Annotated in this window: 10 protein-coding genes; 4 read left to right on the top strand and 6 right to left on the bottom strand. The window is 38.7% G+C overall.

What is annotated here, in order from left to right; genetic code table 11:
* Positions 1 to 55 precede the first annotated feature (55 nt).
* Genes VF06_RS10265 through VF06_RS10255 form a run of 3 tightly spaced genes read left to right on the top strand, consistent with a single transcriptional unit; the run spans position 56 to position 2709 of the window.
* Entirely contained in the window at positions 56 to 931 is an 876-nt protein-coding gene (locus tag VF06_RS10265; protein WP_099072186.1) for an SDR family oxidoreductase, read from the top strand.
* Between the two features lie 38 nt (positions 932 to 969).
* Entirely contained in the window at positions 970 to 1185 is a 216-nt protein-coding gene (locus tag VF06_RS10260; RefSeq protein WP_099072882.1) for a hypothetical protein, read from the top strand.
* 27 nt (positions 1186 to 1212) lie between these two features.
* Entirely contained in the window at positions 1213 to 2709 is a 1497-nt protein-coding gene (locus tag VF06_RS10255; RefSeq protein WP_099072881.1) for a beta-barrel domain-containing protein, read from the top strand.
* Positions 2710 to 3005: 296 nt separating this feature from the next.
* On the opposite strand, the gene VF06_RS10250 is transcribed toward VF06_RS10255, so the two are convergent.
* The 4 genes from VF06_RS10250 to VF06_RS10235 all read right to left on the bottom strand — a co-directional run bounded on the left by VF06_RS10250 (position 3006) and on the right by VF06_RS10235 (position 8870).
* Positions 3006 to 4697: a S8 family peptidase gene (locus VF06_RS10250; RefSeq protein ID WP_099072880.1), complete on the bottom strand. Its 1692-nt coding sequence runs from the start codon at positions 4695 to 4697 to the stop codon at positions 3006 to 3008.
* Positions 4698 to 5010: 313 nt separating this feature from the next.
* Positions 5011 to 6681 (bottom strand): phosphatidylglycerol lysyltransferase domain-containing protein, encoded by a 1671-nt coding sequence (locus VF06_RS10245; RefSeq protein WP_099072883.1) that lies wholly within the window; start codon positions 6679 to 6681, stop codon positions 5011 to 5013.
* A gap of 221 nt (positions 6682 to 6902) precedes the next feature.
* The gene (locus tag VF06_RS10240; protein ID WP_099072503.1) at positions 6903 to 7802 is read right to left on the bottom strand and encodes an alpha/beta hydrolase; all 900 of its coding nucleotides are present in this window, start codon (positions 7800 to 7802) and stop codon (positions 6903 to 6905) included.
* A gap of 126 nt (positions 7803 to 7928) precedes the next feature.
* The gene (locus tag VF06_RS10235; protein ID WP_257208120.1) at positions 7929 to 8870 is read right to left on the bottom strand and encodes an alpha/beta hydrolase; all 942 of its coding nucleotides are present in this window, start codon (positions 8868 to 8870) and stop codon (positions 7929 to 7931) included.
* Positions 8871 to 9027: 157 nt separating this feature from the next.
* Between VF06_RS10235 and VF06_RS10230 the strand changes: the two genes are divergently transcribed.
* Positions 9028 to 9972, top strand: a complete 945-nt coding sequence (locus VF06_RS10230; RefSeq protein WP_099072505.1) for a lysylphosphatidylglycerol synthase domain-containing protein — start codon at positions 9028 to 9030, stop codon at positions 9970 to 9972.
* A gap of 91 nt (positions 9973 to 10063) precedes the next feature.
* Here the strand turns inward: VF06_RS10230 and VF06_RS10225 are convergent, their stop codons facing one another.
* Both VF06_RS10225 and hemW read right to left on the bottom strand, forming a co-directional pair.
* Entirely contained in the window at positions 10064 to 10957 is an 894-nt protein-coding gene (locus VF06_RS10225) for a UTP--glucose-1-phosphate uridylyltransferase (protein WP_099072506.1), read from the bottom strand.
* A gap of 116 nt (positions 10958 to 11073) precedes the next feature.
* Positions 11074 to 12243 carry a radical SAM family heme chaperone HemW gene (hemW, locus tag VF06_RS10220; protein WP_099072507.1) on the bottom strand — a complete coding sequence of 390 codons (1170 nt, stop codon included), beginning with the start codon at positions 12241 to 12243 and terminating at the stop codon, positions 11074 to 11076.
* Positions 12244 to 12376 lie beyond the last annotated feature (133 nt).

The raw sequence follows: 12376 nt of genomic DNA, 5'->3' as shown, positions 1-12376 counted from the left end.
GTTGACGGTTCACAGTCAACCGTCAACAGTCAACAGTCAACATTTAGGTATTTATATGTTTTTAGTAACTGGAGCAACCGGAGGAATTGGTCGCAGAGTAGTGCGACTCCTACGTCAGCAAGACCAGTCCGTAAGAGCATTTGTGCGTCTGACATCGCGCTATAGCGAGTTAGAACATCGCGGTGCAGAAATTTTTATTGGCGATTTAGAACAAGAAAAAGATATTCAAAAAGCAACTCAAGGTGTGAAGTATATTATCAGCGCCCACGGTTCTGATAGCAATGCTTTATCCTTAGACTACCGTGCCAACATTGAATTGATTGACCAAGCAAAAGCTAATGGAGTGCAGCACTTTGTCTTCATTTCCGTACTGGGAGCCGATCGCGGTTATGAAGACGCTCTGGTGTTCAAAGCCAAACGAGCAGTAGAGCGATATTTACAAGCAAGTGGCTTAAATTACACAATTTTACGCCCAGCTGGATTAGCATCAAACTTGCTGCCATTGGTGGAACGATTCCGGGAAACAGGATTGTATTTGCTAATTGGCGATCGCAAAAATCGTACCTCTATAGTTAGTACTGATGATTTAGCAAAAATGGTAGTGGATTCCGTAACCCTTGAAGCCGCTCGCAACCGGATTTTACCAGTGGGAGGGCCGGAGATTTTATTAAGAGAAGATATTCCCCGGATTTTTGGTCGGATCTTCGCCAAAGAACCAGTAATAATAAATTCACCACTGTTTATTATTGATGGATTACAAGGTGCATTGGGTTTATTAAATCCCCAAACTCAAAAAGCTTTAGGAACCTTTCGCACATTACTAGCAAATGAATTTTTCTGCACAAAAGATGAAATTGCCAATTTAGAAGCGATTTTTAATTTCCAATTGGAAACATTAGAAAGTTTTTTGCGGCGCTATTTGGCAGTTTGAATTTGGGTATGGGGCATGGGAGATGGGGAGATGGGGAGATGGGGAGATGGGGGAGATGGGGAGATGAGGGGATAGGGAGATGGGGAGACAAGGGAGACAAGGAGAGAAGTCTGAGCGGAGGTTTCCGAGCATCAGAACTTCGGAGAGAAAGATTGCTACCTTGTCTACCTTGTCTACCTTGTCCTCTTCCCATGCCCAATGCCCCATGCCCAATGCCCAATGCCCAATGCCCCAATCTAAAATCTAAAATCTAAAATCCAAAATCTAAAATCCAAAATCCTATGAGATCTCCTTTAACTGTAAATGCTGCTCAAGCACGTCAGACAAAAGAGCGATTTGCTCAACCTGAGGAACAACTCTCCTATGAATTAGGAAAGGCTGTACAGGAATTACCACCTCTGTACACAAGGTTATTAGCAGGAACGATTAGTTTTATAGTATTTGGGGCTATTGGCTGGGCGTACTTCTCTCAAATTGATGAAGTTGCAACAGCACCAGGGGAATTAATTGCTTCTACACAGGTAAGACCGGTGACATCCTTGGGTGGAGGGTCAATTGTGGCTGTGAAGGTGCGAGATGGCGATCGCGTTACTAAAGGTCAGGTTCTAGTGCAAAAAGATCCAGACTTACAGAAAACCGATGTTTCCCGGTTAGCCAAATCTACGAGATTGATTCAGGATGATTTGCAACGTTTGGATGCAGAACGTACTGGAGGTAAAATCGCTGGTACGAAATTGCAAGATGAACTTTTAAGTTCTCGTTTGCAAGATTTTCAAGCGCGCCAAGCCGGAGCCGAAGCGGAAGCAAATCGCCAAGTAGCACTCATCGATCAAGCTAAAGTCCGGTTGACTAGATTGCAAGACAATTTAGTGGCTGCGAAAACTAGCGTTACCAATGCCAAAACCAACCTTGTCAACGCGCAAAGCATCCGTACCAAAATTGAGGATAATTTGGCGATCGCCGAAGAAAGAGAGAAAAGTCTACGCACCTTAATAACTCCCGGTGCTGTACCAAGAGTTGATTACCTAGAAGCCCAAGAAAGATTAACTCGTGCAAAGACCGAAATCACCAGGGCACAAGATGAAGTAACCAACGCCCAGAATAGAATCATAGAGGCTGAAGATAAAGTCACATCTTTAGAAAAAGATATTGCTGCCCAAGCCCAAGAAATTCGCCAAGCCGAAGAAGCTTACAAAGCTGCAAAAAATCAAGCCCAGCGCGTAGCATCAGAACGCCAAAGTGAAATTTTGACCCAGCTAAACAAGCGTAAAGAAGAACTCACCACCGTTCAAGGTCAATTAGAGCAGGCGAGAAAGCAACAAGCTTTGGAAACCATCGACGCCCCCGTTAGTGGCACGATTTACAGAGTCAAAGCCACCAAGGGGCCAGTACAACCCGGTGAAGAATTGCTGTCAATCTTGCCAGAAGGTGAAGAAATGCTCCTAGAGGTGAAAGTTCTCAACCGCGATATTGGGTTTATTCGTCAAGGAATGAGAGCCAAAGTCAAAATGGCAACTTTCCCCTTCCAGGAATTTGGCACAGTGGAGGGCGAAGTCGTCCAAGTCAGTCCCAATGCAATAGTTGATAAAGAATTGGGCTTAGTTTTTCCCACAAGAATTAAGCTCAGTAAACACTCAGTTAATGTCCGGGGTCAAGAAGTGGAATTTACACCAGGGATGGCTGCCACAGGCGAAATTGTAACTCGTAAAAAATCGATTTTGACCTTCATTACTGAACCTGTAACCCGACGATTCAGCGAGGCATTTTCAGTCAGATAAGTTTGTAGGTGTTGCAGAACATTACTAACTTACCATCATGCTTCGCTTTACCCCACCCCGGCTTTCCTGGCGCAAAACCTCCCCTCCCCGAACTTCGGGGAGCGGTAAAACGTTTGTGGGATCATCATTTAAGCAAGGGAAAAGGTTAATGGTTCGACAAGCTCACCAACCGGGGAAAGGGGAAAGGCAAAATACCAAACCTTTCCCCCTTTCCCCTTCCCCTTTTCCCGACTTCTGCAAGAAGTTTAATTAACACCGATTTTGTTCACAACTGAAATCGGATTGCTATGTAATTTTCAAGCAAAACCTAAGAATTTTCTAATCTGTTCTAATTGTTCAAATTGTTTTTGCATTTGTTCTATGAGTTTAGGAAAATCAATATTATTGCCATCTTGATTATTTTCTTGGCTATTAATATTAACGTTGCTGACAATGGGATTGTAGTTGTTTACATATCCATCCCAAAATTGTGGATTAATTAATTCATTATTATCTTCAGATGGTGTGAAATATTTGGTTGTTTCTGTAATTACGCCATCACTCACAGAATTAATATCGAAATTATTCCAACTAGAGATATTTTCTGGTGTGAGATATTGGGTTGTTTCTGTAATGATGCCATCGCTCACAGAATTAATACTAAAATTATCAAAATTAGAGATGGTTTCTGGAATCGCATATTTTGTTGTTTCTGTAAATTTCTGATTGATGGTAGAACCAAAATCAGAATTATTAAAACTAGAGATAGTCTTGGATGATAGATATTCTGTTGTTTGTTTGATTGTCTGACTGAATAGAGAATTCACATCAAAAATATTTAACCTATAGGTTGTACTTGGCGTACTATCTCCTGAGGTTTCTGCAACAATTTGACGTACTTGAGCATCAGTCAAGTTGGGGTTAGCGCTCAGCATCAAAGCAACTACACCAGCAACGTGAGGAGCAGCCATAGAAGTGCCGCTATAAACGGCATACTGGTTATTGGGAACTGTGGAATAGACCCTAACTCCTGGGGCTGTGACGTAGCTAATTTCGCTGGTTCCAGAACGGTCGGAAAAGTCAGCAATGTTATTGTTTCTATCTACTGCTCCAACGGCAATTCCGGACTTATATGCATAACGAGCAGGATAATCTGGTGATGATTCGCCATCGTTACCAGCGGCCATAACCACAATTACTCCTTTGCTGCTGGCATAATCAATGGCTGACTCTAAAGTGCGATTAGAATATTTACCTCCTAAGCTGAGGTTAATGACATCGGCTCCATTATCCACAGCATAGCGAACGCCTTGAGCTATGGAATTATAAGAACCAGAGCCAGAGTCATTCAAAACTTTCACAGGCATGATTTTGGCATTATAGGCAATGCCAGTGACACCGTAGTTATTATTTTCCCCTGCGATCGTGCCAGAAACATGAGTCCCATGACCGTTTCCGTCTAAAGTGTTGTTGTTATTACCGGAGAAGTTCCAGCCATAATTATCATCAACATAACCATTACCATCATCATCTATGCCGTTATCCGCAATTTCGTTGGCATTAGTCCAGATATTGTTTCTCAAATCCTCGTGGTTGCGGTCAACTCCAGTATCTATAACAGCAACAACAACACCTTGACCTGTGTATCCTTGTGCCCAAACTTCTGGAGCTTTCACAAGGTCTGCTCCCCAATTATTACCACCAACATCGGGAACATCGGCAAAGGTATTTTGACCAGTAACTCTAGCTACTGCTGCTGCTGCATTAATTAAGCCATAACCGATAGTGGAATTATAAGTTCCACTACTAGTTGCAGTATTTTTAGTACGAATTTTTGAGGTATTTTTATTTAGCTGCTGTACATCAGCATCAGTTGAATTATAGCTACTATGACCACTGAAATTCAGACTGTAATTATCTCTAGTATTAAAGGTATCCAATGAGGAGATTGAATTGGTGTTTAACGCTTTATGAGAAAATAAATTGTTACTAACATCAGTATTTAACATGAGTATTTATTCTCAATAATAGCAATAGTTTTTGACAGTCTGAAGCATTAAAATCTTTGGAAAAAGATTCTATCTGTGAAGAAGCTCTATTGTCAATAATTACTATGTAATTTCTAAAAAAAATGCTAATTCAACTACAAAAAAGTATTGAACAAATATATTCAAAAAATTAAATTTATATCATATAGTCATAGTATTTTGATACTTGCAAGCAACAGTTATTCAAATTGATAAATATCTTTATTTAAGTACTTGTGCTAGATAAAAATATGCAACCCTATTTTTCAGTACTTTTATCAACTCAACCTTGTATCTAAGCTCCAGGTTTAAAATAATCAAAAAGGCGATCGCCTGAATCAGCACGAATCAATGCTACAACTACATCTGGGAGGGCAGCTAAACTCGGATAAACTAAATAACGCGGTTCCCAATGGGGGCGGAATTTTTCTTTATAGGCGTGTAATCCTTGAAAATTGTAGAAGCGATTTAAATGCTCGTAAAGATAATGTAATACTTTCTCTAAACGGCGTGATTCTGGATGATCTCCAACTCCAGCTAAAGCAGAAAGGCCAAAATTAAAGGTATCGTAACCATTTTCCTTAAAATGCTGGAGCAGAGAAATAAATAAAAAGTCCATGATTCCATGTTCAATGGACGAACGATGTCGCATCAAATCGATAGTTGCTTCGTTGAGTTGATACTCTGGGATAATATTAGCAAAAGCGCCGATTTGACCTTCGGGACTATACACCACAGCAATTTCACATCCCCGCAAATATGCTTCATCAAACCAACCTAAAGAAAAGTGTTTTTCTGAACCTTGTACAATCTTTAGCCACTCATCACTCACAGGTTTGAGTAACTGTAATAAATCATTATCAATTGGTGGTTGATAAAAGTTAATTCGGTATCCTAATTTTGTTAAACGATTAATTGAAGGTCTAAAATTTTTACCAGCTTTACCTTGTAATGTAAAACTTTTTAAATCAACGATCGCTTCTTCTCCAATCTTGAGTACTTGAAATCCCAATGATTTGTAAAGTTCAACATCATCAGGCAAAGTTTGATAAAAAGCAGGATACCAATCATTGCGCTGACAAAACAACTGAAAAGCAACAATTGTTTCTTTGCGGTCTTCAACCGGGCCTATGGGATCTCCCAAAGCGATAGCACCTCGTCCTTTGGGCACGTAAGCGATTACACTTTTACCAGAGGGACTAAAATAATAACTTTTATCATTTAATAATGTCAAAGCTGCTAAAGAAGAACATCCATATTCTTGGACAATTTCTTTAGCTTTTTGTTTTTCATTTGCAGTTGCTAAATTCCGCCAAAACACAGGTTGCAACAGCATAAACACGGCGTATGTAATAGTAACTGCTGCAATAACATAGATGGAATTAGCAAAAAATTCTCCAAATCGACTTTTTGGTTCGAGTCCCAAATTATCTTCAGTAAAGAACATCGCCAAAGTCTGAAGTACAGCTTCGCGCCAATTAAAATTTTCCGAAAACTTGCCGTCTAATAAATAAAATCCAATAGTTCCGTATGCCAAGGTAAATAACAAAGCACCGATAAGTACTCTAACTCCCTGTGCAATGGAAGGACGGTCTGATTGCGCTGTAAAAATATGGCGCATCAGAATTAATTGCACTAACAAAATTCCAGAAAGCAGACTTTCTTCATAGTCCAATCCCTTCAGCAAGTGACTGATAACGGAAATTATTAATAGACCAATAGTAAGTAACCAAGCTATTTTTTTGCGGCGTACTAAATTAGTAGCAAGTGTCAGTAAAACAAACCCAGTTAACGCTGCAAAAATATGACCACTTGCACGAATTTCAAAGGGTAAAAATTCCTTTAACCAATGATTTCTCCCATACAAGTTAGGTGTTACCGCTGATAACAAATTTACTATTCCAACTAAACCTGTAAGAAAAGCTGCACTCCAAAGGAGAATCTGAGTTTTTAACTTATTAGTCATTAATTTATAAATAATAAATATATCTGCATGAATTTTAACTCTATTAATTAAAATAATCAATCTCAAACTCTCAATCAAAATACCACTTTTTTAATAAAACTCTGCGTTCCTCTGCGTATACCTCTGCGATACTTTGCGTTTAAAAATAAAATCAAACATTCAAAATTATCCCAAACCCTTATTCCTATCCCCTGATTTTCAAAATAATTATCTATAGCAATTTACTTAACTCTTTGAAACTGTTCGCCTACATAAGAAAGAGAATCTTTCAGATGTTTGTGAAAGTAATTCCAACCAATATTGGCACCAGATAAACCATGACCTCCAGGAAAAGCATAAAATACATGAATAATTCCCAGTTGAGTTAAGGTTTCATGGAAAGCTTTAGTAGAAGCTAGTAAATTACTATCATTCACCCCTGCATCTAGGTAAACACGCAATTGCTTTCTATCTTCAGGTGATAGCTGTTGCACAATTTGTTGAGGACTATTTTGCGAACCGCTGCTATCAGTAAAGTAACCGCTATGGCTAAATAAAATATGGAAGTTATTGAGATAGCGTAACCCGATATTAAAAGCTCCCCATCCCCCAGAAGATATACCTCCCAACGCCCAATATTGTGGTTCTTCTAAAGTGCGATAACGCGATTTAACAACTTGTACTAATTCCGAACCAATTAAAGTTCCTAGTTTGCCATTCGGCCCGTCAAAATAATCAGGATCGTACAATGGACTAGAACCGCGATTATCGTTACCATCAGGTGTAATTACAATGGATGGCGGTAATTTTTTAGTTTTATAAAGTTCGTATAACACATCTAAAATCGCATATTTATCAGCAAAAGCGCGAGCATCATCATGTCCTCCATGTAGTAAGAATATCACGGGGTAGCGTTTTTGCTGATTTTTGTGATAGCCAGGAGGTAAAATTACGCCATAGTTGCGGATAGTACCCATTGCTTGGGAATTGAAGTTTGCTAATTGAAACTTTAACCCAGTATTTGCTTCTTCTTGGGGCGCGTCTAGTTGTGGCGCACCTAAGATAAATACATAATAATAAGCAGCAGTGGTGAGGAGTGCGATCGCTCCTACCAAAGCAACTAAAAATTTAGAAATCTTCATATACTTTCAGTGAAAAAAATTCACCTCTATTACAATTTAATATACTGAATTCGGTGAATTGTTTCAACACGATTTTTTCCTCATAATTTATCCATAAAACTTCTGCTAAAATTATCTGATTTGACATTATTTTTTAGCATCAAAATTTTGATTTTCTGCTTGATGTGCTATTTCTGATAATTTGAATTGTTCGCCGACAAATGTTAAAGAATCCGCTAAATGTTCTCGCCAATATTGCCAAGTATGACCGCCAGGAAACTCACGAAATAAATGGTAAATTTTTAGTCCTTCGAGTACTTGACTGAATTTCTTACCTTCTTGAATTTCTTCGGTATCCGATTTACCAGTATCGAAGTAGATTCTCAATCGTTTTTGGTCTGGTAGTGGAATAGTTTTGATATAAATTATTGGGCTATTTGTCGGGCCAGTTTTATCCTGAAAATAACCACTATGACTAAATAAAATCGAGAAATGATTGACGTTATGTAATCCTACATTAACAGCACCCCAACCACCAGAAGATAAACCACCTATAGCCCAAAAATCTGGATTTTTTAGTGTACGATAACGGCTTTGTACAACTTTTACTAATTCATCTCCCAAGGCTGTGGAAACTTTACCGTTTGGGCCATCAATATATTCAGGGTCTCGGTAGGGACTAGAGCCGCGTTTATCGTTACCATCTGGTGTAATAATTATGCTTGGTGGCAACTTACCTGTAATATAAAGTTGTTTGAGAGTTTTAAGAGCTTGTCCCTTATTTTCCACAAACCAATCTGTAGGATGACCGTGTCCACCGTGGAGAAGAAAGATTACAGGATAGCTGCGTTTTGGGTTTTGTTCGTAGTTAGGGGGTAAAGAAACGCCGTAGGTACGACTTCCACCCATAACTTCACTGTTGTAAGTTTCAATTTTATAGCTGAGGGTAGTAGCCAAATCTCCATTGTGAGGCTGGGATGGAGAAGGGGGAGGTGTTATTTGTAAATTTTGCTGTTGCGGTGGTTTGGCGACGACACTTTGAGATAAATTACAGCTAACTAAAGTTAAAACTGAAAGTAGCAAGAACATTTTCGATTTTTCGTAGTTCATCTTTCAAAGACATTGGATATTTCGTGCTAGCAATCAAGAGTTTACGCAAGTAATTTGTCAATGTTGTGTCAACAAGATGGAAACTATACGACTAATTGTCAGTTAAAAATCAAAAGTTAGGATAAGTTTCTTTAGGATGTCTAAGCTGCGAATTAATTTTAGTTCTTTATTTGGTTTGTTGCTGTTGGTACTTTCTTTGTGGGCGATCGCTCGTGAATTACACGAGTATAATTATCGTGATATCCTCAACTCTTTAGCAGCAATTCCTAAAAGTCGCTTAAGTTTAGCAATTTGGTTAACGGCTTTGGGATATTTAGTCATGATTGGCTATGATGTTTTAGGTTTTAAGTATATTAATTGTTCCCTTAGCTGGAGTAAAATTGCCTTTACTAACTTTATTAGCTCTACATTTAGCAATACCATAGGTTTAGCTTTATTGACTGGCAGTGCTATCCGTTATCGATTTTATGCTAATTGGGGGATCTCAGCAGTGGCGATCGCTCAAATTATTGCTTTTGCTAACTTCACTTTTTGGCTGGGAATGTTTGCTACTGCTGGATTGATATTTATCACTGATTCTTTACCAATTCCGACACAACTACATTTGCCTTTTACAACAGTACGTCCCATCGGGATGATTTTTTTATTATTAATTGCTATCTATTTGTTAGGCAGTATTTTCATTAAACAATCATTAATTATTCGTCAACACGAATTTCGCTTTCCTTCCTTGCCAATATCTTTAGCTCAAATTGCAGTTTCTAGCCTCGATTGGATTTTAGCTGCCGCAGTTCTTTATGCAGTATTTCCTAGTAATATACACTTGTCTTATATAAACTTTTTAGCCATTTATTTACTAGCGATGTTTGCAGGTGTAATTAGTAATATTCCTGGGGGTTTGGGTGTCTTTGAAACTATAATATTGTTGTTTTTATCATCGAAAATTTCAGCAGCAACAATTCTAGGTTCCTTACTAGCTTATCGTGGAATATACTACTTTTTTCCCTTGCTACTTGCAGCAGGTTTGCTGGGAATATATGAAATTAAATTTAGAAGCCGAATTTCTAAAAAAACTCAGTAAATAAGCTAGAACACTTTTATGTTTTTGTACTGTCTTGGAGACGCTACGCGAATAACTTCTGTCTTTCTTGTGACAGCAAAAAAATTCTGATTTACAAAACATTTATAAAATCAATCATTGTTTGCCGATAAGCATCAGGTAAACCGACATCAAAACACTTACCTTTAACAACATATCCCGTCATTCCTTCTTGCTGGCGCAATCTTTCCAAACACGATGTTAATTGAAATTCGCCTCTTTCTCGGAAATCTTGGTTAATGTGTTCTGCTAAAAAATCAAAAATCTTCGGCGTCAGTAAATATAAACCAAACATACATAAAAATTCATTTTCTGGCATACCTTCGACATGCAAATGACTTTGTGCATATTCAATCGGAGGTTTTTCATACAATTGCGTCACCTTGAGAATTGAGTTCAACTCTTCTTGCCAAACTCCTGTGACACACCCTGCTTTATAAAGCATTTCACCTGGCATTGCACTTAAACTGACAACACTTTGATTAACTTGTTCGTAAACATCTAAAACTTGGCTAGCACAAGATTTTTGCGAATTAGATGTATAAATATGGTCGCCCAACATTAACAAAAATGGTTCATTTTGCACCCAATTTTTAGCACAAAATACCGCATGACCGTAACCTAATTGTTCCTCTTGAAATAAGAGAGTAATTTTGCTGCCTAAATCTTGTAAATACCGACTATATTCTTGATTTTGCGGTGAAAGTTTGGCAAAAAGTTCTTTCTTTGGTGGTTTTTTCAATAAATTTTCAAATATTTCTTTATCGTCTGGCTGTACCACTATTCCCACTTCGGTAATTCCAGCACTAATAGCCTCTTCAATAATTGCTAAAATCACAGGCTTTGCCCTACCATCTCCATCGATAATGGGGAAGAGTTCTTTTTTCACAACTTTCGTAGCCGGAAACAAACGAGTACCAAAACCAGCCACCGGGATTATCGCTTTTTTAACTCGATTTTTTTGCATAAAGTTAAGAGAATGGGAGATGGGGGGATGGGGAGACAAGGGAGACAAGGAGAATAAATCCTGACTTTCCAGTCAACAGTCAACAGTCATCAGTCAACACTCTTACACATCTTTCCTCACCCCAATTTTTCAAACAACTCTGCTAAAACTACATTAGAAAACAAAAATCCTTGGGGATCGGTGAAACGCAATCTTCCTTCTACGATTTCCACCCAACCTTTATCAAAATACGATGGCAAATATCGACAAATTTCTTCTACCTTCTGTTGTCCAAATGCTGCTAAATCTACACCCTCCGCTAAACGCAACCCCAACATCAATGTTTCTAACAATACTTCCTTTGGGGGGGTGATTTCACAATCGATGGTAGCACCAGCTTGCACCCATTGATGATATTCTTTAGTTTTACGGGGACGAGTGAAGCGTTTTCCCTGAATATAACTCGCCGCACCCATGCCAAAACCATAATAGGGGCGGTTTTCCCAATACACTCGATTATGCCGACATTGATGACCAGGCTGGGCATAATTGGAAATTTCATAATGTTGGTAACCTGCGTCAGTCAAAATCTGCTGCGCCATTTCGTACATTTTGACTGTAGTTTCATCCGTGGGTAAAGGACTTTCGCCTGGTTTGTAGTAACGACCAAAGGCTGTACCTGGTTCGATGATAAGATCGTAGATAGATATGTGAGTTGGTGAAACTGACACGGCTTTATTTAAAGAATCCTGCCATCGCTCCAAAGACTGATGCGGCAATCCAGAAATTAAGTCTAAGCTAAATTCGGGAATCTCTACTTGGTGGATTAAATCTATAGCTGCAAAAATATCATCGACCGAGTGCGATCGCCCTGCAACTTGCAATAATTCTTGACTAAAAGCTTGTACCCCCAAACTAACGCGGTTGACGCCTGCACTACGATAACCTGCTAAATGTTCTAAATCAAAGGTTGCTGGGTCTATTTCCATTGAAATTTCTACCCCAGACGCGATACCAAAACGCTGTTCTAAGTGTGTGAGTACATGTTCTAACTGGTTGATTGATAGCAGCGAAGGAGTACCGCCACCAAAAAAAATTGTCTTTAGGGGTTGACCAAATGCTGGTGTGATGGCAATTTCTTGACATAGTACCTCAACATATTGGGAGATAGTACCAGATGTTTCGCCCCGCAAGCGATCGCCGACAACAGACACCGCAAAATCACAATAAAAACACCGCCGTCTGCAAAAGGGAATGTGTACATAAGCAGAACTCACAATTTCAGAAACATCAAATTTTTGACTCATTTTAGTAAAAAATATTAAGTTAGTCCCATTGCAAATTAGCAATCATGAAAATGATTAGTTTTTTTACAAATTTTTGTCGTTTTACAACGAAACAATGAAAAATATGAAGATAAAAGCCTTTGGTTATAATAAT

The sequence above is a fragment of the Nostoc linckia z4 genome (assembly GCF_002608075.1).
In the GTDB taxonomy this organism is placed as follows: domain Bacteria; phylum Cyanobacteriota; class Cyanobacteriia; order Cyanobacteriales; family Nostocaceae; genus Nostoc; species Nostoc linckia.
This window is presented reverse-complemented; position numbering and strand designations above follow the sequence as displayed.

Coding starts and splice junctions, on each gene's coding strand:
- VF06_RS10230 (WP_099072505.1), top strand. CDS start 9,028: ATGTCTAAGCTGCGAATTAATTTTAGTTCTTTATTTGGTTTGTTGCTG.
- VF06_RS10260 (WP_099072882.1), top strand. CDS start 970: ATGGGGAGATGGGGGAGATGGGGAGATGAGGGGATAGGGAGATGGGGA.
- VF06_RS10245 (WP_099072883.1), bottom strand. CDS start 6,681: ATGACTAATAAGTTAAAAACTCAGATTCTCCTTTGGAGTGCAGCTTTT.
- VF06_RS10255 (WP_099072881.1), top strand. CDS start 1,213: ATGAGATCTCCTTTAACTGTAAATGCTGCTCAAGCACGTCAGACAAAA.
- VF06_RS10250 (WP_099072880.1), bottom strand. CDS start 4,697: ATGTTAAATACTGATGTTAGTAACAATTTATTTTCTCATAAAGCGTTA.
- VF06_RS10265 (WP_099072186.1), top strand. CDS start 56: ATGTTTTTAGTAACTGGAGCAACCGGAGGAATTGGTCGCAGAGTAGTG.
- hemW (WP_099072507.1), bottom strand. CDS start 12,243: ATGAGTCAAAAATTTGATGTTTCTGAAATTGTGAGTTCTGCTTATGTA.
- VF06_RS10240 (WP_099072503.1), bottom strand. CDS start 7,802: ATGAAGATTTCTAAATTTTTAGTTGCTTTGGTAGGAGCGATCGCACTC.
- VF06_RS10235 (WP_257208120.1), bottom strand. CDS start 8,870: ATGTTCTTGCTACTTTCAGTTTTAACTTTAGTTAGCTGTAATTTATCT.
- VF06_RS10225 (WP_099072506.1), bottom strand. CDS start 10,957: ATGCAAAAAAATCGAGTTAAAAAAGCGATAATCCCGGTGGCTGGTTTT.